The 20,952-nt window shown below is 64.2% G+C and carries 19 protein-coding genes and 1 riboswitch; of the genes, 4 read left to right on the top strand and 15 right to left on the bottom strand.

Features of this window, described 5'->3' with window-relative positions:
• Positions 1 to 3: 3 nt before the first annotated feature.
• The gene (locus VCK47_RS08500) at positions 4 to 621 is read right to left on the bottom strand and encodes a class I SAM-dependent methyltransferase (RefSeq protein ID WP_322891972.1); all 618 of its coding nucleotides are present in this window, start codon (positions 619 to 621) and stop codon (positions 4 to 6) included.
• A gap of 84 nt (positions 622 to 705) precedes the next feature.
• On the opposite strand from VCK47_RS08500, the gene VCK47_RS08495 reads away from it, so the two are divergent.
• The gene (locus VCK47_RS08495) at positions 706 to 1,584 is read left to right on the top strand and encodes a LysR family transcriptional regulator (protein ID WP_322891971.1); all 879 of its coding nucleotides are present in this window, start codon (positions 706 to 708) and stop codon (positions 1,582 to 1,584) included.
• On the opposite strand, the gene pheT is transcribed toward VCK47_RS08495, so the two are convergent.
• From pheT to cobO, 5 genes are all read right to left on the bottom strand, one after another.
• Positions 1,573 to 3,969: a phenylalanine--tRNA ligase subunit beta gene (gene pheT / locus VCK47_RS08490; protein WP_322891970.1), complete on the bottom strand. Its 2,397-nt coding sequence runs from the start codon at positions 3,967 to 3,969 to the stop codon at positions 1,573 to 1,575. The two genes, VCK47_RS08495 and pheT, sit on opposite strands and share 12 nt — an antisense overlap.
• A gap of 91 nt (positions 3,970 to 4,060) precedes the next feature.
• The gene (locus tag VCK47_RS08485; protein WP_322891969.1) at positions 4,061 to 4,243 is read right to left on the bottom strand and encodes a phenylalanyl-tRNA synthetase subunit beta; all 183 of its coding nucleotides are present in this window, start codon (positions 4,241 to 4,243) and stop codon (positions 4,061 to 4,063) included.
• 1 nt (position 4,244) lies between these two features.
• On the bottom strand, positions 4,245 to 4,673 hold the full coding sequence (locus tag VCK47_RS08480; RefSeq protein ID WP_322891968.1) for an ASCH domain-containing protein: 429 nt from the start codon (positions 4,671 to 4,673) through the stop codon (positions 4,245 to 4,247).
• 65 nt (positions 4,674 to 4,738) lie between these two features.
• On the bottom strand, positions 4,739 to 5,401 hold the full coding sequence (locus VCK47_RS08475; RefSeq protein ID WP_322891967.1) for a YrbL family protein: 663 nt from the start codon (positions 5,399 to 5,401) through the stop codon (positions 4,739 to 4,741).
• 78 nt (positions 5,402 to 5,479) lie between these two features.
• Entirely contained in the window at positions 5,480 to 6,088 is a 609-nt protein-coding gene (cobO, locus tag VCK47_RS08470; RefSeq protein WP_322891966.1) for a cob(I)yrinic acid a,c-diamide adenosyltransferase, read from the bottom strand.
• Positions 6,089 to 6,166: 78 nt separating this feature from the next.
• Between cobO and VCK47_RS08465 the strand changes: the two genes are divergently transcribed.
• Positions 6,167 to 6,469: a hypothetical protein gene (locus VCK47_RS08465; RefSeq protein ID WP_322891965.1), complete on the top strand. Its 303-nt coding sequence runs from the start codon at positions 6,167 to 6,169 to the stop codon at positions 6,467 to 6,469.
• On the opposite strand, the gene VCK47_RS08460 is transcribed toward VCK47_RS08465, so the two are convergent.
• The gene (locus tag VCK47_RS08460) at positions 6,466 to 7,005 is read right to left on the bottom strand and encodes a hypothetical protein (protein ID WP_322891964.1); all 540 of its coding nucleotides are present in this window, start codon (positions 7,003 to 7,005) and stop codon (positions 6,466 to 6,468) included. The two genes, VCK47_RS08465 and VCK47_RS08460, sit on opposite strands and share 4 nt — an antisense overlap.
• Before the next feature lie 137 nt (positions 7,006 to 7,142).
• Complete coding sequence (gene cobN, locus VCK47_RS08455; RefSeq protein WP_322891963.1) at positions 7,143 to 10,862, bottom strand: cobaltochelatase subunit CobN; 3,720 nt, start codon at positions 10,860 to 10,862, stop codon at positions 7,143 to 7,145.
• A gap of 47 nt (positions 10,863 to 10,909) precedes the next feature.
• Here cobN and VCK47_RS08450 point away from each other — a divergent pair, with 47 nt between their 5' ends.
• On the top strand, positions 10,910 to 11,071 hold the full coding sequence (locus tag VCK47_RS08450; RefSeq protein WP_007205967.1) for a hypothetical protein: 162 nt from the start codon (positions 10,910 to 10,912) through the stop codon (positions 11,069 to 11,071).
• A 2-nt stretch (positions 11,072 to 11,073) separates the two neighbouring features.
• On the opposite strand, the gene VCK47_RS08445 is transcribed toward VCK47_RS08450, so the two are convergent.
• The 3 genes from VCK47_RS08445 to VCK47_RS08435 all read right to left on the bottom strand — a co-directional run bounded on the left by VCK47_RS08445 (position 11,074) and on the right by VCK47_RS08435 (position 13,304).
• Positions 11,074 to 11,523 (bottom strand): GNAT family N-acetyltransferase, encoded by a 450-nt coding sequence (locus VCK47_RS08445; RefSeq protein ID WP_322891962.1) that lies wholly within the window; start codon positions 11,521 to 11,523, stop codon positions 11,074 to 11,076.
• Positions 11,520 to 12,587 carry a cobalamin biosynthesis protein CobW gene (cobW, locus tag VCK47_RS08440; protein WP_322891961.1) on the bottom strand — a complete coding sequence of 356 codons (1,068 nt, stop codon included), beginning with the start codon at positions 12,585 to 12,587 and terminating at the stop codon, positions 11,520 to 11,522. The genes VCK47_RS08445 and cobW overlap by 4 nt, the downstream gene beginning before the upstream one ends.
• Before the next feature lie 75 nt (positions 12,588 to 12,662).
• Positions 12,663 to 13,304: a HupE/UreJ family protein gene (locus tag VCK47_RS08435; RefSeq protein ID WP_322891960.1), complete on the bottom strand. Its 642-nt coding sequence runs from the start codon at positions 13,302 to 13,304 to the stop codon at positions 12,663 to 12,665.
• A gap of 106 nt (positions 13,305 to 13,410) precedes the next feature.
• Positions 13,411 to 13,630, bottom strand: a riboswitch (cobalamin riboswitch).
• A gap of 220 nt (positions 13,631 to 13,850) precedes the next feature.
• Between VCK47_RS08435 and smc the strand changes: the two genes are divergently transcribed.
• Positions 13,851 to 17,306, top strand: coding sequence for a chromosome segregation protein SMC (smc, locus tag VCK47_RS08430; protein WP_322891959.1), 3,456 nt, complete (start codon positions 13,851 to 13,853; stop codon positions 17,304 to 17,306).
• 44 nt (positions 17,307 to 17,350) lie between these two features.
• On the opposite strand, the gene VCK47_RS08425 is transcribed toward smc, so the two are convergent.
• The 4 genes from VCK47_RS08425 to VCK47_RS08410 form a co-directional block, all read right to left on the bottom strand.
• A complete protein-coding gene (locus VCK47_RS08425) occupies positions 17,351 to 18,520 on the bottom strand; it encodes a lytic murein transglycosylase (RefSeq protein WP_322891958.1) in 1,170 nt (389 codons plus the stop codon).
• Between the two features lie 87 nt (positions 18,521 to 18,607).
• Complete coding sequence (gene cbiB, locus VCK47_RS08420; RefSeq protein WP_322891957.1) at positions 18,608 to 19,501, bottom strand: adenosylcobinamide-phosphate synthase CbiB; 894 nt, start codon at positions 19,499 to 19,501, stop codon at positions 18,608 to 18,610.
• Complete coding sequence (locus tag VCK47_RS08415; protein WP_322891956.1) at positions 19,498 to 20,433, bottom strand: threonine-phosphate decarboxylase; 936 nt, start codon at positions 20,431 to 20,433, stop codon at positions 19,498 to 19,500. Before VCK47_RS08415 ends, cbiB begins: the two co-directional genes overlap by 4 nt.
• On the bottom strand, positions 20,430 to 20,804 hold the full coding sequence (locus VCK47_RS08410; protein ID WP_322891955.1) for a DUF1636 domain-containing protein: 375 nt from the start codon (positions 20,802 to 20,804) through the stop codon (positions 20,430 to 20,432). Before VCK47_RS08410 ends, VCK47_RS08415 begins: the two co-directional genes overlap by 4 nt.
• Between the last annotated feature and the right edge of the window lie 148 nt (positions 20,805 to 20,952).

Raw genomic sequence — 20,952 nt, 5'->3', positions numbered from 1 at the left:
GGTTCACCCCGGCTTGCGCGCCACAACATAACGGGCGGGGGTTGCGAAATCCCCGCTCTCGACAATCTCGAAGCCTGCATCGCGCACGGCCTGTTCCAGTTCCGCCGCGCTGAATTTGCGCAGATAGGGGGCCTTGCCCAGCATCTGCGCCAGCGGGATCACCGCTCCGATCAGTGCCCATTTCAGACCGCGCCCTTTCAGCGTTGCGGTCTTGGAAATGAAGTAGCCCCCCGGCGTCAGCAGGTCGTAAATCCGCGCCATCCGCCGTTCCATATCGGGGACAAGGTGAAAAAAGCTATGCGCAAGGATCGCGTTGAACGGACCCGCGTCCGGCAGATCACCCGCCACATCAAAGGTCAGGTCAGCCCCAGCCACCGGCAGCTTGCCCCGCGCGATGCGGATCATCTGCGGCGAGATGTCGGTGCCAAGATAGCGGGCTACATCCGGCGCTAGCAGAACAGCGGTCGACCCCGTGCCGCAAGCGATTTCCAGCACATGATCGGTCGGGCGCAGATAGCTGCGGGTCCGGCCCAGCGTATAGGCATAGGCGGCAGGGTTGCCGATGGCAGAGGCTGCGTATTTCTCTGCCTCGCGGTCCCAGAAGGTGGCGGTGTCGGTCATTGTCTTCTCCTGTTTGGAACAAGATACATCCATACGCATCAGCATGATATTGACTATTTTTGGCGTCATTATATGCTTTTTCGCATGGATAGATCATTTGACTGGAACCGGATCCGCGGCTTTCTGGCGGTGGCCGAAGGCGGGTCGCTATCAGCGGGCGCACGGCGGTTGGGGCTGACGCAGCCGACGCTGGGCCGCCAGATCACCGCGCTGGAACAGGAACTGGGGCTGGACCTGTTCATGCGTGCAGGGCGCGGGTTGACCCTGACGCAAAGCGGTGCCGACCTGCTGGTCCATGTCCGCGCGATGGGCGAGGCGGCGGACCGGATCGCTCTTGCTGCCGCCGGACAGACGCAGGACATGACGGGGCGCGTGCGCATCACCGCCAGCGACCTGATGTCGGCGGAGCGCCTGCCTGCCGCGCTGCGCCGCATCCGTGATCTGGCACCGCAGCTAGAGGTCGAACTGGTCGCCGCCAATGACATCCGCAACCTCAACCGGCGCGAGGCCGATATCGCCGTGCGCCACCAGCGCCCCGACCAGCCCAACCTGATCGCCCGCCGCCTGCCCGATGGCGAAGCGCGGTTGTACGCGAGCCCCGACTATCTGGCGCGTCATCCGGCGATTTTGACACCTGATGACCTCAAATCGCATGATTTCATCAGCTATGGCGACACAACCCGCATGGCCGAGCACCTGCAAAAGCGGGGTTTTCCGGTCGGTGCCGCCCAATTCCGCTATGTCTCCGAAAACGGGTCTGTCGCCTGGGCGCTATGTCAGGAAGGATTGGGCATTTTGCCTATCGATATACAGATGGCCCGCGCCTGCCCTGACATGCGGCTGATCCTGCCCGACCACCCCCCGATCCTGTTTCCGGTCTGGCTGGTCACGCATGAGGAATTGCACACCAGCCCGCGCATCAGGCTGGTGTTCGATGTGCTGGCAGACCACTTAGCCGCGTAGGCTGCCGCCGGTCGCCTTGGTGACCTTGTCCACGATCTTGGCGCTGATCGCCTCGATTTCGGCATCCTTCAGCGTTGCGGTCGTGGGTTGCAGGCGCACGGTGACGGCGATGGATTTCTTGCCCTCACCCAGATTGCCACCGATGAACTGGTCAAAGACCCGCACATCGCTGATCAGCGATTTGTCCGCCCCAAGGGCCGCATTGACCAGCGTCAGCGCCTCGACCTCGTGGTCCACGACAAAAGCGAAGTCACGTTCCACCGCTTGCAGGTCGGTCGCGACCAGTGCGGGGCGTGTCGCGGTCTTGGTTTTCGGCACGGGCACTTCGTCGGGCCAGATGCAGAAGGCGACGGCGGGGCCTTTGATATCCATCTCGCGCAGGATCTTCGGGTGCAGTTCGCCGAATACGGCCAGCACCTTTTTCGGACCAAGGCAGATCATGCCATGCCGACCGGGGTGCCACCATGCAGAGGCACCGCGCAGGATTTGCACCTTTGCGGGTGCGCCGATGGCAGCGAGCACGGATTCCGCATCCGCCTTGGCGTCGTACAGGTCGACCGCGCGGGACGTGCCATGGACTTCCTTGCTGGCGGTCTTACCAATCAGCACGCCGGTGATCAGGTTGTGCTGTTCGCCCGGTTCGCCACCGTGGAAACCGGCACCGACCTCGAACAAGGCCATATCCATGAAGCCGCGCGCCTGATTGCGGGCCGCGGCACGCAAAAGACCGGGCAACAGGTTCGGGCGCATATGCGACAATTCGCTCGAGATCGGGTTTTCCAGCATGGTCGCGTCATCGCCACCGCCGAACAGGGTCGCGGCGTCTTTATCGACAAAGCTGTAGGTGACGCATTCGTTATACCCCAGCGCCGCCATCGTCCGGCGTGCGGATTGCTGACGCTGCTGGCCTGCGGTCAGGATCGGCTTTGGCACGCCTGCATCCATGCGCGGCATCGGCTTGCCCTTGAGCTTGGTCAGCGACGCGATGCGCGCGACCTCTTCGACCAGATCAGCCTCGCCCAGCACGTCGGGGCGCCAAGACGGCACATGCGCCATATCGCCTTCGAGACGGAAGCCCAGTGCGGTCAGCGTCTGGCGCTGGGTGCTTTCGGGGATGTCCATACCGACAAGGCTGATGACACGCTCCGCATCCAGACGGTAGGCGCGGGATGTGTCGGGCACTTCGCCTGCGATAATCAGCTCTGACGCTTCGCCGCCTGCGTGATCGACGATCATCCGCACCGCATGTTCCAGCCCTTCGGGGGTGAAGGCGGGGTCGATCCCGCGTTCGAAACGGTAACGGGCGTCGGAATTGATCTTCAGCGCGCGGCCGGTATAGGCGATCTGGATCGGGTCCCAATAGGCGCTTTCGACAAAGACATTCACCGTCTCGTCGGTGCAGCCGGTTGCCTCACCGCCCATGATGCCTGCGATGCTTTCCACGCCCTGATCGTCGGAGATCGCGATCTGGCCTGCCTGCAAGGTGTAGGTCCGGTCGTCGAGTGCCAGAATCGTCTCGCCACCCTTGGCGCGGTGGACGCGCAGATTGCCATGCACCTTGTCGGCGTCGAAGACGTGCAGGGGGCGGTTCAGGTCATAGGTGAACCAGTTGGTCACATCGACAAGGAAACTGATGGGACGCAGGCCGATGGCACGCAGCTGCGTTTGCAGCCATGCGGGGCTGGGGCCGTTCTTGACGCCACGGATCAAACGGCCACAGAAAACGGGGCACCCGTCGCGTGTATCGTCATCAATGGACACGTTTAAGTCGGCGGTGAAGCTGGCAGGCACCGGATCGACGCTCAGGGGTTTCAGCTTGCCCAGACCGCGTGCTGCAAGATCGCGCGCGATCCCGCGCACACCCAAGGCGTCAGGGCGGTTCGGGGTGATCGCGATCTCGATCACCGGATCAACGCGGTCGGGCTGGTTGGCTGCCAGCCAGTCGGTGAACCGCTGGCCCACGGTGCCGGACGGCAGTTCGATGATCCCGTCATGTTCTTCGGACAGTTCCATCTCGCGCTCGGAACACATCATCCCGAAACTTTCGATGCCGCGGATCTTGCCCACGCCGATCGTCGTGTCGATGCCGGGGACATAGGTGCCGGGGCTGGCGATCACGACGGTGATGCCTGCGCGCGCATTGGGGGCGCCACAGATGATCTGGGTCAGCCCGTCCTTGGTCTGCACCTGACACACGCGCAGCTTGTCGGCGTCGGGGTGCTTTTCCGCGCTTTCCACATAGCCGATGGTGAAATCGGCCAGACGTTCGGCGGGGTTTTCCACGCCTTCGACCTCGAGCCCCAGATCGGTCAGCGTCTCGGCGATCAGATCAACCGAGGCGTCTGTTTCAAGGTGGTGTTTCAGCCAGGAAAGCGTGAATTTCATCGTTATGTCCAGCGTATCTAATGTTGCAAGCGATCTACCCGATATCGCAGCGATGCGAAAGACCGTAGGGCGGGGTTCACCCCGCCGCCCGTCACCGCCTCTTGTGCGCTGCAGCCCATTTGCCGACGGCCCATAAGGGGAGCAGGATCACCGCCCAGCCCAAGGCGTTGATGATCGTCAGCCGCAGGGCCAGATCGCGCGGCATGTCCGATGCCCACATCGCGATATGCGCAAGGGTGATCAGGACCAGCAGGCAGGCGATCCAGAGCCGCATGTCACAATTCGCGTCCGGCCAGATCCTCGACCAGTACAAAATGCTCGAACACCAGCATCATCTCGGGGTCGAAACCGCCGTTGCGTTTGAAATAAGCCTTGTGATCCTTGCGCCAGCCCAGAAGGCTGTCGTTCTCACCCTCGGCCAAAGCCATTTCCTCGGTCACGTCGCAGAACCGGATGTGCTGTACCTTGGTCGTGCGGATCACCAGCGCAGGCGTGCCGTCCCAATTGGCGGCGATATCGCAGCGGCCGACGACGGGCATAGAGTCTGGGTCATCGGCAAATTCCGACGCCGCCCCGCAGGTTGCGGTTTTCTTGCGCTGGCGGACAAGGCCGATCAGATATTGGCAAAGCTCCGGCGTGTCGCCAAAGCGAAACGTGCCTGCGCCGGGATAGGTATCTTGCAGGTCTTCGGTATCGTCGGTCATGGCTTTTCTTTCGGGGCTGTCGCGATGGTCCGTTATACGCGGTTGCCCGCCAACAGCCAAGCCGCCTAGCGGGGTAGCGCGAATTGCCGCGCCTTGGGGTCCCAGTGCAGCCCCGTATTGCGCGCAAGCCGCTTGCAGCTGTCGTCCAGCCCCATCCGGTTGGACCAGCGCGCCATCGACCGCACGGGGATCGCGTGGATATCGCCGAAACCGTCCACCAGCACGCATTCCTCTGGTCCGGGGCCGGTGCCGTTGTCGCGTTGGCCAAAGACAAAGTTGTTGGGATTCATGTCGCTGGCGCGGATATCGTTGGCATAGATGCGGGCGATCGTATCGTTCAACAGGTCCACATGCAGCGGCGCGAGCGTGCCGGCCTTGGCCTTGGCGCCCAGTGTTTCGCCGATCCGGCCATCAGGCTGCATAACGCGTTCGGTGATGCAGCCCAGACCTTCGCTTGTGGGGGTAAAGCCGAACATATGGGCGATGGGCGCGTGAAAGTCCGGCTCTGGATGGTTCAGCATGACGCGCAGGTATTCGGCATATTCTTTGCGGATCTGGCGCAGCCGTGTGCCGGGCAACAGCCGGTCCATAATCCCGTTGAAGTTCGTGCGCCGCGGCATCGTGATCGCGGGCCGCAGCACTTTGATCAGTTTGGTTGGATCAAGCGGATGCAGATAGACCGCACGCTGCACGCCCTTTGCGACAATATCCGACGATTGAAGAACCATTGCACCCATCGCCCGACTATATCTGAACCGATTGGTTCAGGGCAAGCGATGTAACAGTAATATGAAAACTGGATGACGCTAGAATTCTACACCGATCTGCGCCTTGATCCCGGACCGGAACGGGTGCTTCACCAGTTCCATTTCCGTCACCAGATCGGCCAGTTCGATCAGGTCTTCATGCGCGTTGCGCCCTGTCAGTACGACATGCGTCATGGGCGGCTTGTGGTCGCGCAGAAAGGCCACGACATCAGCGATGGCGACATAATCATAGCGGATCGCGATGTTGATTTCATCCAGCAGGACCATGGTGTTGGTCTCGTCCAGGATCAGTTCTTTAGCCTTGGCCCAAGCGGCCTGCGCCATTTCGGTATCGCGGGATTTGTCTTGTGTTTCCCAAGTGAAACCTTCGCCCATCGTGTGAAAGGCGCAGGTGTCCGAGAATTTCGCGAGGATCAGATCTCGTTCACCCGTGGACATGCCGCCCTTGATGAACTGCACCACCGCGCATTTCATGTCATGCGCGATGCAGCGGAAAATCATCCCGAAGGCGGCCGAGGACTTGCCTTTGCCCTTGCCGGTATGGACGATGATCAGCCCTTTCTGGTCGGTCTTGGTCGCCATGATCTTGTCACGGGCGGCCTTTTTCTTGGCCATCTTCATCGCGTGGCGGTCGGGATCATCGGTCATCTTGGCCTCCGGTCGGCTGTAAAGGTTTTGTTAAGCATAACCGTCCACAAGCTGACGTGTAACAAGAGAGTTCACCCGATGCATTTTCGCCTTATACCTGTCTGCCTGATCCTGCTTCTGGCGGCCTGCAACAGCGGCACGGCGGGGTTCATGGGGGTGCCTGCGCAAACGGTGACGGTCGCGCAAAGCACCTTTGACGTCCGGCGCAAGGATGATCTGGTCGAAGTCGTGCGCACCAACCGCGAGGCGGTGTTTTCTCTGACCGCGATCATCCCGCGCGCCGAACAGGCGGTGGTCGCCGCCACCGGATGTGCCCCCCGCCCCGGAACATGGACGGGGGATCAGGTCGTGGCGCGTGTCAGGATCGACTGCGCGGACTAGCGCATCTGCACAACGATCGCGTTATAGCCGAAATCGTCGTTCAGGTTGTCGCGTCGCGATTCGTTGACAGCACCAATGATGATGGCGCCCAAAAGTCCGGTGCCTGCAGCGGATTGGTTGCGCTGCTGGGCGGTCATGTTAACCACTGATTGCGTCACGGAACCCGATTGGGTGGCCGTTGCGCACCGTACGAACAAGGCTGGCGAACTGGGGCCGTAGTCGGGCACAACCAGATTTGCGGGTGTCGTGAACTGCGCGCGGTAGACGCCGGAATCAAGGTTGCAAGACACGCCCGACAACTCGGTCCGGCCGCTGCCTTCGGTATCGCCCCATGTCCTGACCTGAACGGTGTTCTGGCCACGGAACGCAGGCACCGGATTGCCGCGGCTGCGCGGGCGTGCATAGACGTCAAGACCAACTGCATCGGCCTGCACGGTTGGGGTGATATTGATTGGCGGTTGCGTGATTTCCGCCTGCTCGCAGCCCATGACCGTCAGTGCGACCGCAACGATCGCAGCACTTTTGAAAAACGACATTTAGTAAACCTTCAGTTAAGCCCCACCCACTCCTCTAAACCGGAGCGAGCGCGCGATCACAACTGCGAGAGCAAGCCGGATGCCCGTGATGTCGGGCCATGTGACAAGAATGGCACGCAGGTTTTTCCGGTACCTGCCTAATCCGCGTCGAGCAGGCCTGCGATACGCGCGCGCGCAGAGTTGGAGGCGGGTTGCCACAGGTTGCGGTCGATGGCTTCTTGCAGGCGCTGGGCTATTTCGCGCAAGGCGGGGGCGTTGGCGTCAGCGATGAACTGGCGGGTTGCGTCGTCTTTCAGGAAAGCCTCTTCCACCAGATCGAAATGGTGGTTGCGCACGGCCCCCGTCGTGGCAGCGAAGGCGAAAAGGTAGTCGACCGTGGCCGCAATCTCGAAAGCACCTTTGTAGCCGTGGCGTTTCACCCCGTCGATCCATTTGGGATTGACCACGCGCGACCGCACGACGCGGCCGATTTCATCGTCAAGCGTGCGGATCACGGGCCGTTCGGGGCGGGAGTGGTCGTTGTGATAGATCGGGCGGTCGCGCCCTTGCAAGGTGCTGACGGCGGCGGCGGCACCGCCTTCGAACTGGTAGTAATCGTCGCTGTCGAGGATGTCGTGTTCGCGGTTGTCCTGATTTTGCACGATGGCTTCGACTTGGGACAGGCGTGCCTTGAACGCGGCTTCCGCGCGGTCGCCGCTGGCCTTGGCGCCGTAGGCATAGCTTCCCCAGGCGATATAGGCGGCGGCGAAATCGGATTTGTCCGACCAGATGCGTTCGTCGATCAGCGCTTGCAGGCCCGCGCCGTAGGCGCCGGGTTTGGCGCCGAAAACGCGGGTCGCATCCTCGCCCGCTTTGGCGCGGGCGGCGGCGGGGTTCAGATCGGCGGGTTCGTCGAGCGACTGCACGGCGCGGGCGGCGCTGTCGACCAAGGCGATCAGTTGCGGAAAGGCGTCACGGAAGAAGCCGGAAATGCGCAGGGTCACGTCCACACGCGGGCGGCCCAGCACGGTCTGCGGCAGCACCTCGAACCCCGTCACACGCCGGTTCGCGCTATCCCATGTCGGCTTGACGCCCATCAGCGCGAGCGCCTGCGCGATGTCGTCGCCGCCGGTGCGCATGTTCGCGGTGCCCCAAGCGGTGACCAGCATGGCGCGCGGCCAGTCGCCGTGATCCTGCAGGTGTTTGTCGATCAGCAGGTTCGCCGATTTCCAGCCCAGCGCCCAAGCGGTGGGTGTGGGGACAGCGCGGCTGTCGACGCTGTAGAAATTGCGCCCCGTCGGCAGGACATCAAGCCGTCCGCGTGTGGGCGCACCGGACGGGCCGGGGGGGACAAAATGGCCTGCAAGGGCGGTCAGCAGGGCCGATCCTTCGGCGGGACCGCAGGCGCGGATGGTAGGCAGGACGTCGTCGCGGATGGTTTGCAGAACGGCTTGCGACGCGCGTGGGGTAAACCCCACGACGCCCCGCCCGCCGTCCCGCACAAGGCGTTGCGACAGATTTTCGAGGCGTTCCACTGTATCGCCGTTGGTCCGCCAGATGGTGCCGTCGGCCAAAGCCGCCGGTTTTTCGGGAGCAGGCGCGGCCATTTCGCAATCCAGCGGGTCGATGCGGAGGCCAAGGTCCGCGGCCAAGGCGCGCAGCAGCGAGGCATTGTGCCCCTTGCCGTCGCCGCGCGGTACGCGGGCGAGGGCTATGGCAAGGTCCAGTTCCTGCTGGCCTGTGGGGGATTGCCCGAAGATATGCAGACCGTCCCTAATCTGCGCCTCTTTCAACTCGCACAGGTAAGCGTCGAGCTTGCCCAGATCGCCGTCCTTGTCGCCGGTGAAGCCCACGTCCCGCGACAGACCCGTTGCGTCAGACAGCGACAGGATCTCGCGCCGCAGGTGTGTGACGCGGCGTGGATCGACACCGGCGGCCTCGTAATATTCGTCGACCAAAGCTTCCAGATCGCGCATCGGACCGTAGCTTTCGGCGCGGGTCAGAGGCGGGGTCAGGTGGTCGATAATCACGGCAGATGCGCGGCGTTTGGCCTGCGTGCCTTCGCCCGGATCGTTGACGATGAAGGGGTAGATATGCGGGGTAGGGCCGAACACCGCCTCTGGCCAGCAGGTTTCTGACAGGGCGACGGATTTGCCGGGCAGCCATTCAAGGTTGCCGTGTTTGCCCATGTGGACCACGGCATCCGCGCCCCAATGGTGGCGCAGCCAGAAATAGAAGGCGAGGTAGTTATGCGGCGGGACCAGATCGGGGGAATGGTAGGTCTCGGTCGGGTCGATGCTATAGCCGCGCGCGGGTTGCAGGCCCACGACCACATTGCCGAAGCGATGGATGGAGAGCGCGAACCCTGCGCCGCTGGCGCGGCTTGGGGCCTCCGGCGGGGATATTTCGGCTCGAACGAATGGATCGTCTTCGGGTTGGCCCCAACGGGTGGTGATCTGTTGCTTGATGTCCCAAGGCAGGGCGTCGAAATACTGGCGGTATGTGTCGAGGGGAAGCAGCTCGCCGCCCTGTTTGTCGGCGCGGTCTGTCAGCCAGTTGGTCGGGCCTGCCATGATTTGCGCCATCAGCGCGGCGCTGTCTGCGGGTGGGGTGGTAGCGTAGCCTGCCTGCGCCAGCAGTTGCAGCGTGTGGACCGTCGCGGCGGGTGTGTCGAGGCCGACCCCGTTGGCAAGGCGTCCGTCCTTGTTGGGGTAATTGGCGAGGATCAGGGCGACTTTCTTGTCTGCCGGGGGCGTTTGCCGCAGGCGCGCCCAGTTGGCGGTCAGCTGCGTGACGAAATCGACGCGGTCGCCGCGCGCCTGATAGGTGGCGATGGGGCATTCGGTGGCGTCGTCGAAGAACGCCTCGCCTTTGAAGCTGATCGCGCGCGACAGGATGCGGCCGTCCACCTCTGGCAGGGCGACGTTCATGGCGATGTCGCGGGCGGTCAGGCCGTGCAATCCGTCTGCCCATGAGGATTCGGAGGCGCCAGAAAGGATCACCTGAAAGACGGGGGCGTTGTTCGCGAGCAGCGGGTTCTGCGGGCTGTCGTCACCGTCATGGGGCGAGCCCACGGCGAAGGCGGTGCAGTTCAGGATCACAGCGGGCGGCGCGGCGGTGAAAAGATGGTCGAGCGTGGCGGTGCTGACCGGGTCTTTCAGGCTGGCCACGAAAATCGGCAGCGGGTTCAGCCCTGCGCGCGACAGGCTGCGGGTCAGGCGGTTGATCGGGTTCAGCCCGCCGCCTTGTACCAAGGCGCGGTAGAAGATGATCGGGACAATGGGCGCGCCACCGGTCCATGTCGCCTGTGCAGTCGTCAGATCGGCGATGCCGGCCCCCGGCCAGTAGACGCCTGCACGCAGCAAGGGGGCGGCGGCGCTGGGTTTTTCGGTACCGTCCAGCATCGCCTTGGCATAGGCCAGCGCGTTGATGCTGTTCTGTGGCCCGCCTTCGACCAGATAGGACCAGAGCGCGTCGTAATCGGTGCCGCTGACGGTGGACAGCCCGCGCAATTCGGGGTCGGGTTTGTCATCGCCGGGCAGGAAGGCCACCGGCACGCCCGCCTCGTGCAGGCGCGCGGCATATTGCGTGAGGCCGTATTTCCAATAGCTTGCACCGCCCAAGATGCGCGCGATCACCAGACGCGATTTCGTGGCGCAATCGTCCAGATGCAGATCGACCGACAAAGGATGCGCAAGGTGCATCATATTCGCCAGCCGCAAGGTCGGCGGGGCGGTCATTTCGGCGCGCGCTTCGGCGAGTGCGGCCAGTTCGGTGTCGGCGGCAGAGATGATGACCACATCGGCAGGCGTCTGGCCCAGATCGACAGGTTCCGTCCCGTCCGAAATCGCACCGGGGGTCGCGGCGAGCAGGTGCATCAGCTTTTGCCTTGTGCTAAGAGGCGGCCAAACACGAGGATCACACCATGGATTACAACGCTGCAGGAGCACCGAAGATGGCTAAAAAAGGCCCCAAGCATGAAGAGCACAACGCGCCGGGATCGAAGAAAAAGCCCTTTGGCGCGCGTCCCGACAAGGCCGAGTTGCTGGCCCGGATGAAAAAGGCCGCCGAAGAAAAGAAAGGCTGAACTCACAGCCGCTTTTCCATGAAAACCGAACTGGCGATGGCCGGATAGTCGCCGAACGGTCCGCAAGGCGTGAACCCATGCCTTGCGTAAAGGGTCTGCGCCGCCTGCAGGATATTGCCGGTTTCCAGTTTCAGCCACGGTAGGTCCAGATCGCGGGCCTGATCCTCGATCTGGCGCAGGATCGCGTCGGCGATACCCTTGCCGCGGGCAGCCTCGTCCACGAACATCGACTTGATCTCGCCATAGCCGTCGCAGACGCGCAGCGCGCCGGTGCCGAGGATTTTGTCACCGATGCGGGCGGTGTAGAAATGGATGTCCTCCGCCACCAGATCATTGATGGAGAGATAGAAATTCTCCTCTGGCGGGAACAGCGCTTGCATCAGCGCATGGCTTTGCTGCAGCAGGGCTGTAGCCTGCGGATCATGCGGATCTGTCCGCGCGACGACGATCATGCTTGTAGCGCTGCCGTGATCGCGGATTGGTCCAGCCCCGCCTCGCCGATCACGACAAGCCGTGTCTGGCGCGGGGCATCCCCGAAGGGCTGGTCGTAATAGGTATCGACGCGGGGGCCGACGGCCTGCAACGTCATCCTCATGGGCTTGCCTGCGACAGCGACAAAACCTTTCAGGCGCAGGATGTTGTTGGCCTTGATCGTGGCGCTGACCTGTGTGGCGAAGGCCGTGGCATCGGTCACCTCGTCACGGATGACGATGAAGCTTTCGAACTCGTCGTGGCCGTGGTCGTGGTGGTGATCGTCGTCGTGATCATCCTCGTCATCATCGTGGTGGTGGTGATGGTGGATTTCGTGGCGGGATTCGAGATCGGTTTCCGCGCCGATCCCTTGTCCCAGCAGCACATCGACAGGCAGCGCGCCCATGCTGGTTTTCACCACCTGCACACCGTCGCGGCTGTCTGTGCGCAGTTGCGCGGCAAGGCTGTCGGCCTCCTCTGCGGTCAGCAGGTCGGTCTTGTTCACCACGATCATGTCGGCGCAGGCGATCTGGTCCTCAAAGAGTTCCGACAGCGGCGTTTCGTGGTCGAGGTTGTCATCCGCGGCGCGCTGCGCATCGACGGCGGCGATGTTATGGGCGAATTGGCCGTCCTGCACGGCGCGGCCATCGACGACGGTGACAACGCCGTCCACAGTGACGCGCGTGGAAATGCCGGGCCAGTTGAACGCGCGCACCAAAGGTTGCGGCAAGGCAAGGCCGGATGTTTCGATGACGATATGGTCGGGGGCGGGATTGCGCGCCAGAAGCGCCTCCATCGTGGGGATGAAGTCGTCGGCGACGGTGCAGCAGATGCAGCCGTTGGACAGTTCCACGATATCGTCCTTGGCGCAGACCTCTTCGCCGCAGCCTTTGAGGATATCACCATCCACGCCCAGATCACCGAATTCGTTGATGATCAGCGCGATACGCTTGCCTTGGGCATTTTGCAGCATGTGCCGGATCAGCGTGGTCTTGCCGGAGCCAAGAAAGCCGGTGACGATAGTGGCGGGAATTTTGGCGGGCATGGGATGTCCTTGGGGCGAAAACAGGAATGGGGACGGCCCTTGTGGGGCCGTCCGGTGATTGACAGGTGAACGGAATCAGCCTGCGAGCGCGGTGACGATCGGGCCTTCGATGATCTCGAGCGCCAGAAACACGCCGACACCTGCGACCATCGCGCCACCCAGACGGGCGGTGATGGCGGTGGCGTCCGTGGCGCCCAGCTTGCGCGTGACCCAGCCTGCACCGATGGCGATCAGATATTGGATCGCGCCAAGCCCGATCAGGTAGCCGACCAGCACACCGCCGCCGACGCCGCCTTCTTGTCCCGCGATCGACCCGCCGAAGGCAGAACCGTGGAACAGGCCGAAGGTCGCAAAAACCAGCAGCGCGGTCGTTGTCGTCAGGCCTTTGCCTGACAGGACGATCCCGCCGATGACCAAAAGCGACAGCACGATCACGGTTTCAGCCAGCGGCATCGCGATACCCGCATACATCAGACCGCAGCCCGCCAGCATCGCGCCGATATAGGCGGCTGGCGTCAGCAGACGGTTGGCAGTGAAGGTCGCAGCGATGCCCATGGCCGCCACAAAGAACAGATGGTCGAAACCCAGCACCGGATGGCCCACGCCGGACAGCAGGCCTTGGGTGAAGGTTTCCATCGGCAGGCCACCCAGCGGGTGATGCGCAAGGGCGGGCGAAGCAGCAAGGCTGAGGCCCGCGATGGTCAGAAGTTTTTTCATGTTGTCCCCTTTGGATCGTCTTAAAGGGGGGATTTCATGGGAAGCACGGGCCATCAGGCCAATGCAGAACCCCCACGGAACACCCCGTCCGTTGTTGTTGGCCGAGGCGTTCGCCCCGGTGCATGGCTGGTCTCCTGGCTTGCGGGTCGGGGCGCCTTGTTGCCTTCCCGGGCGGACCCAGTGGCGTTGTAACAAGGCACTCTCCGCATACAGTCGCGGGGGCGGCTGTGGCTTTAGGTCTCCCCTACAGGATCGGCCCGTCCACATTCCCATTTGATCCCCTGACGCTGCGCGCCGTACGGGGAACCATGCAGGTCTGTTGTGCCTTCAACAGCAGCATATGGTCAAGCTGTAAACGCGGGTTGACAGGTCGCATCGCGCCTTTGGCGCGGCCTCCGGCGGGGGTATTTCGGCTCGGAAGAGGGGGTTTTCGCAATATCTTGTGGATAAGCGGCTGAAAACGGCCTTATGTAGTTCGGTTTCGTTGACTCATCGGGGCTCTGGCCGCAGGCTTTCTGGCAGGCATAGAATCAAGGGCAGCGGACCGTGCGTTTCAGCAAACTGCGATTGAACGGCTTTAAAAGTTTCGTTGATCCGACCGATCTGATCATCGCGGACGGGCTGACCGGTGTCGTCGGGCCGAACGGCTGTGGCAAATCCAATCTGCTGGAAGCCTTGCGCTGGGTGATGGGGGAACACCGTGCCTCGGCCATGCGCGGTGGCGGGATGGAGGATGTGATCTTTGCCGGTGCCGCCACGCGGCCCGCGCGCAATTTCGCCGAAGTATCGCTGATCATCGACAATGCCGAACGGCTGGCACCGGCCGCCTTCAACGACGCCGACCAGCTGGAGATCGTGCGCCGGATCACCCGCGATGCGGGGTCCGCCTATAAGGTCGGCGCCAAGGATGTGCGCGCGCGCGATGTGCAGATGCTGTTTGCCGATGCCTCCACCGGTGCGCATTCGCCAGCGCTGGTGCGGCAGGGGATGATTTCGGAACTCATCAACGCCAAGCCCAAGTCGCGCCGCCGGATATTGGAGGAAGCGGCAGGCATTTCCGGCCTCTACCAGCGCCGGCATGAGGCCGAGTTGAAGCTGAAAGGCGCGGAAACGAACCTGACCCGTGTCGATGACGTGGTGGACCAGTTGGCGGCACAGCTTGCGCAACTGGCGCGGCAGGCACGGCAGGCGGCGCGTTATCGCGAGATCGGCGAGAGTTTGCGCCGCGCCGAAGGCATGCTGCTGTTCCGCCGCTGGAAAGAGGCGGATGATGCCTTGTTGGAGGCCACGAACCTGCTGCGCGACCGCACGACCGCGGCGGCACAGGCCGAACGTGCCGCGCGCGAGGCGACGAAGGCGCGGCAGGGGGCCGAGGATGCCTTGCCGTCCCTGCGCGAGGAAGAGGCGATTGCCGCCGCCGTCCTGCAACGCCTGCAGGTCCAGCGCGATGCCTTGCAGGATCAGGAAGCCCGCGCGCGCGACATGATCGCGACGCTGCGCGCCCGTATCGACCAGCTGACCCGCGACATCGACCGCGAGGCGGGGCTGAACAAGGATGCCGGTGAAACCATCGCACGGCTGGAATGGGAAGCGCGCGAGATCGCGAAGGCGGGCGAGGGTCATGAGGCGCGGCTCGAGGCCGCGCAGGGGGCCGCGCGCGAAGCGGCAGGCGTCTTGCAGGAGGCCGAAGCCGCGTCCGCGCAACTGACCGAGGATGTGGCCCGTCTTGCCGCGCGCCACCAGTCGGCGCAGCGCCTGATCGATGACCACCGCGCGACCTTGGCCAAGAACGAGGCCGAGGCTGTCAAATCAAAGGCGGCCTCGCAGGAGGCCGCGACCGCCTTGGCCAAGGCCGAGGCGGATTTCGCTGCTGCCGGTCTGGCCGAGGCTGCGGCGCTGGCATCCGCCGATGCCGCAGAACAGGCGCTGGCCGCCGCCGAAGCCGCCCGTGCCGCGACCCAGACACAGGAAAGCGAGGCGCGTGCCCTGCGGTCCGAGGCTGAAGGCGGTGCCAATGCCCTGCGTGCCGAGGTGACTGCGCTGTCGCGCCTTGTGGACCGCGACCGTGCCGAGGGCGGGCAGGTGCTGGACCTTCTGTCGGTGCAAAAGGGCTATGAAAAGGCGCTGGGCGCGGCCTTGGCCGATGATCTGCGCGCGCCTGCAGTGGGGGCGGATGCGCCGACCGGCTGGGCAAGCCTGCCCGATTATGCGCAGGCGCAGGCCTTGCCCGCCGGTGTGGCGCCGTTGGCGGATTTCGTGACTGTGCCTGCGGTGCTTGCGCGTCGGATCGCGCAGATCGGCTTGGTCGATGCTGCCAATGGGGCGCGTTTGCAGGCGGCGTTGCAGCCCGGGCAGCGGCTTGTGTCCTTGGCCGGTGATCTGTGGCGCTGGGACGGGTTCCGGTCTGGGGCCGAGGATGCGCCTTCGGCGGCGGCGCTGCGGTTGCAGCAACTCAACCGGCTGGCCGAATTGCAGCGCGATCTGGATGCCGCGGCGGCCAAGGCACAGCAGGCGGCAGCGGCGCATGACGCGCTGACCCGTGCCTTGCAGGATTGCACCGCCGTCGATCAGGCCGCCCGCGCGGCCCGCCGCGATGCCGACCGCGCCGTGGCCGATGCCAACCGTGCCGCCAGCCGCGCCGAGGCGGACCGGAACCTGTCGCAAGGGCGACTGGAGAGCCTTGGGCTTGCCGTTCGTCGCCACGAAGAAGAGGCGATGGGCGCGCGCAAGGCGCTGGCCGAGGCGGAAAAGGCGGCACTGGCGCTGGGCGATCTGGCGGCGGCGCGGGCGTCGGTCGAGGATGTCAAAATGACGGTCGAGGCCGCGCGCATCACGATGATGTCGCGCCGGTCCGCATCCGAGGAATTGCGCCGCGAGGGGGATGCCCGCCTGCGCCGCGCGCAGGAGATCACCAAGGAAATCAGCGGCTGGAAACACCGGCTGGAAACCGCGACCAAGCGCAGCGCGGAACTGGCCGAGCGCAAGGCCGCGTCCGAAGCGGAGCTGGCCGAAGCCTCTGCCGCGCCCGAGGAGATTGCCGCCAAGCGCGCGGAACTGGCCGATGCCATTGCCACCGCCGAAACCCGCCGCCGTGCCGCCGCTGACAGGCTGGCCGAGGCCGAGACGGTGCTGCGCGATGCAGGCCATGCCGAGCGCGATGCCGAACGTCTGGCGTCAGAAGCGCGCGAGGCCCGCGCCCGTGCCGAGGCCCGCGCTGACGCCGCGCGCGAAACCATCGCCTATGCCGCCGAGCGGATCATGGAAGCGCAAGAGGTAACACCCGCGCAATTGCTGGACGCCTTGGGCGTGCCGGTCGATGACATGCCGCCTGTCGCCACAGTCGAGGCCGAGGTCAATGCGCTCAAGCGTCAGCGCGACGCGCTGGGGGCGGTCAACCTGCGCGCGGAAGAAGACGCCAAGGAAGTGCAGGTCGAACATGACGCGCTGGTGGGCGAAAAGGCGGACCTTCTTGCCGCCATCGCGGCCCTGCGCACCGGCATTGCCAGCCTGAACAAAGAGGGCCGTGAGCGCCTGCTGACCGCTTTCGAGCAGGTCAACGACAGTTTCGGGCTGCTGTTTACACATCTCTTCGGCGGCGGCGAGGCCAAGCTGGTGCTGGTTGAATCCGATGACCCGCTTGAGGCGGGGCTGGAGATCATGTGCCAGCCGCCAGGCAAGAAGCTGAGCACGCTGTCGCTCTTGTCGGGGGGCGAACAGACGCTAACGGCGCTGGCGCTGATCTTTGCGGTGTTCCTTGCCAACCCCGCGCCGATCTGTGTGCTCGACGAGGTGGATGCGCCGCTGGATGATGCCAACGTCACGCGGTTCTGCGACCTTCTGGACGAGATGTGCCGCCGCACCGACACGCGGTTCCTGATTATCACCCACCATGCGGTCACGATGAGCCGGATGGACCGGCTGTTCGGCGTGACCATGGGCGAACAGGGCGTGTCGCAGCTGGTGTCGGTCGATCTCAAGCGGGCGGCGGCGATGGTGGCCTAAGAACTTTCAGGCCTCCGGCGGGGATATTTGGGCTCCAACGATGATCAGAGGCGATTGAGCAGATCGAGCGTTGGCCATGCATCTGCCGGAAGGCCGAGGCGGGATTGTTCGGCCTGCACTGCGTTGCGGGTCATTGCACCGAGGATGCCGTCGATGCCGCCTACGTTATGGCCCCGCGCTGTCAGCCGTTCCTGCAATTGGCGCATCTGGTCGCCTGTTAGTGCAGGTGATGGATTGCCCGCGTTGTAGACCGGCGCGCCGCTGAGGCGGGTTGCGAAATAGGCGGCGGTCGTCACATAGACAAAGCTGCGGTTCCATTCGAAATAGACGTCGAAATTGGGGTAGGTCATGAAGGCCGGCCCGTTGCGTCCCATCGGCAGCAGGACTGCTGCGGGCAGGTTCGACGGGCCAAGGCTGCCTTGGCGCGCGGTCACGCCCATCGCGGCCCAGTCGCTGACAGGGCGTTTGTTGGTCAGGCCTGTCTGCGACCAGTCGAGGTTGGCGGGCACAACGATTTCATGCATCCACGGCTCGTTCGGTCGCCAGCCGAGCGAGGACAGCACGTTTGCGCCCGTCATCAGCGCGTCGGGGGCGGAGTTTTTCAGGTCGACAACGCCGTCGCCGTCGCCGTCCAGACCTTTTTCGACGATCTCGCGCGGGAGTTTCTGCAACTGGCCAATTTCACCGGCCCAAGCCCCTTGGGTGGTCGCGGGGTCCATGCCGCCGCGCCGATAAAGCTCGATCGCGGCGATCAGTTGCGGGCGGAACAGCTCTGGCCGGCGGCAGTCATGCGCCAGTGTCAGCAGGGCGTTGCGGGTGTTGAAGTTGCCCTGCACTGCGCCGTAATCTGTCTCGAACGCCCAGAAGGCCAGCAGCACGCCGCGCGGGATGCCGAAGCGGCTTTCGATTTCGCGGAAGGTCGCATCGAACCGCTGGCTGTTGCGCGCGCCGTTGTCGACGCGGTTCTGGCTGATGAGGTTGCGCGAGAACTGGATGAAATCCTGCTGGAAAACGCCTTGCGAGCGGTCGGCGCGCAGCACGGCGGGGTCGATCTGCGCGCCTGCGAAAAACGCGTCCGCTGTGGCGGGGGGGATGCCGGTGGCCACAGCCTCGGCCTTGACGCCTGCGATGAAGCTGCCGACATCGCCGCCGCAGGTTTGGGCTGTCGCGGCACCCGTCAGCAGGGTCAGGGCGGTGGCAAGGGCAAGGCGCATGGGGCAGGCTCCGTTTCTGGTTCGGCCCGACCCTAGCAGGGCAGGCGCATGGTGCAAGATGCAGGGTGAGAGATCGGCGGAAACGGGTCAGATGGCGGTGACAAGTGCGAGAACCAGCATCAGCGCCCATGTTTTCCACAGGACACTGACCGCGCGGTCGATGTCGACGGGGGTCAGGTCATGTTCGCCGCCTGCATTCACGAAAGGATAATCGCGCAACTCCCCGTCATAGCTGCGCGGCCCGCTGAGCGCGATGTCAAGGCCGTGGGCCATCGCCGCCTCGGGCCAGCCTGCGTTGGGAGAGCGGTGCAAGGGCGCGTCAGCCAGAATGCCGCGCGGGTCGGGGCGGCGGGTCACGGCCCAGATCATCAGGGCGGTCAGGCGCGCGGGGATCAGGTTGAGCAGGTCGTCGAACCGTGCGGCAGCCCAGCCGAAATCGGCGTGGCGCGGCGTGCGGTAGCCGATCATGCTGTCGGCGGTATTGACGATTTTGTAGATCAACAGCCCCGGCAGCCCCGCGATCAGGAACCAGAAGGCGGGCGCGATCACCCCGTCGGACAGGTTCTCGGCGGCGCTTTCGATGGCAGAACGTGCGACGGCGGGCCGGTCCATGTCGCGCGTGTCACGCCCCACGATCATCGCCACCGCGCGTTTGCCATCGCCCAGCGACAGCCGCAGCGCATCAGCGACGGCGCGCACATGATCGGCCAGCGATTTTTGCGCAAGCAGCACGGCGATGACCAGAATGTCGATGATCTTGCCCGGCAGCGCATCAAGGATCAGGCCCAGAAGCCCTGCGCCGATAACCAGCCCCGCCAGCACGGCGATGCCTTTGGCCTGCCGCGCATGCCCTGCGTTAAAACGCTGGTCACACCAGCCGATCAGCCGCCCCATCAGGACCGCCGGATGCGGGTAGCGCGACCAGAGCCATTTCGGTTCTCCGAATAGCGCATCGAGGATCATGCCGAAAAACAAGGTCAAAGTGCCGCCTCCAACTGCGCCCAGCGGTCGGGGGCGGGCAGGCCAAGGCGCAGCCAGTCGCGCGCATAGGGAAAGACGCGGGACCAGACATGACCTTGGGCCAGACGGTCCTGCCAGCGCGTAGCGTCATCCACGCGGTAAAGCCGGAACAGGGAGGTGCCGCCCAACAGCTCTGCCCCTTTGGCGGTCACGCATTGGTCGAGCCTATCCGCGTCCTGCGCCAGCCTTGCCCGTGTCGCATCGGCCCATTGCGGATCAGCCAAGGCCTCTGCCCCGATATTCAGCGCGGGACCGGAGACTTGCCACGGGCCCAAGATATCCGCCAGCCGCGCGATCACCGCAGGGTCGCCGATGGCAAAGCCAAGGCGCAGGCCCGCCAGCCCCCAGAACTTGCCAAAGCTTTTCAGGATCACCGTGTTCGGGCGGCTGGCAAGATGGACCAGCGACTGGTCCGGCATCACATCGCAGAAACTTTCGTCGATGATCGTGATCGGCGTGGTGAAATCGGGTGCGGACCAGACCGCTCCGTCCGGGTTGTTGGGATGCACGGCCACCAGCGCCTGACGGGGCACCTTGCCAATGGTCCAGCCAGCGGCGCGAAAGGCGGCTTCGTGTTCGTTATAGGTGGGGCCGGGGATACAGACCTCGCCTGCCGGAAACACGCGCGGCAAGGCGGCGATGATGGCAGAGGCGCCCGTTGCCGCAATGATACCCGCCCCCGCAGGCACGCCCCAGAATCCGCGCGCCAGATCGTGCAGGCGCGCAAAGGCCGCTTTGTCCGGCAGGGCGGTCCATGCATCGGCGGCAAATTGCGGCAGCGGATAGGGCACGGGATTGATCCCCGTGGACAGGTCGAGCCATGATGCACGGTTGCCGCCGTAGCGCGCAATCGCGGCATCAAGCCCGCCGCCGTGATCGCGCACGACCGTCATTCGGTGTCGGGCAATGGCGGGTGGCGGGTCACGAAATGGCCTTTGATGCTTTGCGGCCAGTCGCGGTAGGGCACCTGTCCTGTGGGGCTTTGGGCATGCGCAAGCGCATAGGTCACGATGCCGGAAGCCGCATCGGTATCGGGTTCGAAGTTGCCCAAGGTATAGTTCAGCTTGCCCTGCGCCTGAATCGCGACGTTGCAGCCTGTCTTGCAGCCCATCAGGCAGGATACGCGCCGCGTTCTGATTTCCGCGATGCCTGTCGCCGCCGTTTCGATCAAGGCGGCCAGAGCCTCGCCATCGGTCTGCGCCATCGGGCCGGTGTCCCAGCCTTCGCGCTTGCAGGTGTCGCAGATCGTGATCCAAGTGGTCATGTTGCAGCCTTTCGGTGTCACTGCCGTTCAAGCGGATTATCGCCCGCTCCGCAAGATCACGAAATGCGCACTTTCTTTTGATAGGCGTTCCGGGCTTCGATAGCGCGTTGGACTCGTGTGTCGGTGTAGCAAGCCAGTTGCGGCATGA

This window comes from Yoonia sp. 72 (assembly GCF_034652275.1).
Taxonomy (GTDB): Bacteria; Pseudomonadota; Alphaproteobacteria; order Rhodobacterales; family Rhodobacteraceae; genus Yoonia.
This window is presented reverse-complemented; position numbering and strand designations above follow the sequence as displayed.

Coding starts and splice junctions, on each gene's coding strand:
- VCK47_RS08500 (WP_322891972.1), bottom strand. CDS start 621: ATGACCGACACCGCCACCTTCTGGGACCGCGAGGCAGAGAAATACGCA.
- VCK47_RS08495 (WP_322891971.1), top strand. CDS start 706: ATGGATAGATCATTTGACTGGAACCGGATCCGCGGCTTTCTGGCGGTG.
- pheT (WP_322891970.1), bottom strand. CDS start 3,969: ATGAAATTCACGCTTTCCTGGCTGAAACACCACCTTGAAACAGACGCC.
- VCK47_RS08485 (WP_322891969.1), bottom strand. CDS start 4,243: ATGCGGCTCTGGATCGCCTGCCTGCTGGTCCTGATCACCCTTGCGCAT.
- VCK47_RS08480 (WP_322891968.1), bottom strand. CDS start 4,673: ATGACCGACGATACCGAAGACCTGCAAGATACCTATCCCGGCGCAGGC.
- VCK47_RS08475 (WP_322891967.1), bottom strand. CDS start 5,401: ATGGTTCTTCAATCGTCGGATATTGTCGCAAAGGGCGTGCAGCGTGCG.
- cobO (WP_322891966.1), bottom strand. CDS start 6,088: ATGACCGATGATCCCGACCGCCACGCGATGAAGATGGCCAAGAAAAAG.
- VCK47_RS08465 (WP_322891965.1), top strand. CDS start 6,167: ATGCATTTTCGCCTTATACCTGTCTGCCTGATCCTGCTTCTGGCGGCC.
- VCK47_RS08460 (WP_322891964.1), bottom strand. CDS start 7,005: ATGTCGTTTTTCAAAAGTGCTGCGATCGTTGCGGTCGCACTGACGGTC.
- cobN (WP_322891963.1), bottom strand. CDS start 10,862: ATGCACCTGCTCGCCGCGACCCCCGGTGCGATTTCGGACGGGACGGAA.
- VCK47_RS08450 (WP_007205967.1), top strand. CDS start 10,910: ATGGATTACAACGCTGCAGGAGCACCGAAGATGGCTAAAAAAGGCCCC.
- VCK47_RS08445 (WP_322891962.1), bottom strand. CDS start 11,523: ATGATCGTCGTCGCGCGGACAGATCCGCATGATCCGCAGGCTACAGCC.
- cobW (WP_322891961.1), bottom strand. CDS start 12,587: ATGCCCGCCAAAATTCCCGCCACTATCGTCACCGGCTTTCTTGGCTCC.
- VCK47_RS08435 (WP_322891960.1), bottom strand. CDS start 13,304: ATGAAAAAACTTCTGACCATCGCGGGCCTCAGCCTTGCTGCTTCGCCC.
- VCK47_RS08425 (WP_322891958.1), bottom strand. CDS start 18,520: ATGCGCCTTGCCCTTGCCACCGCCCTGACCCTGCTGACGGGTGCCGCG.
- VCK47_RS08415 (WP_322891956.1), bottom strand. CDS start 20,433: ATGACGGTCGTGCGCGATCACGGCGGCGGGCTTGATGCCGCGATTGCG.
- VCK47_RS08410 (WP_322891955.1), bottom strand. CDS start 20,804: ATGACCACTTGGATCACGATCTGCGACACCTGCAAGCGCGAAGGCTGG.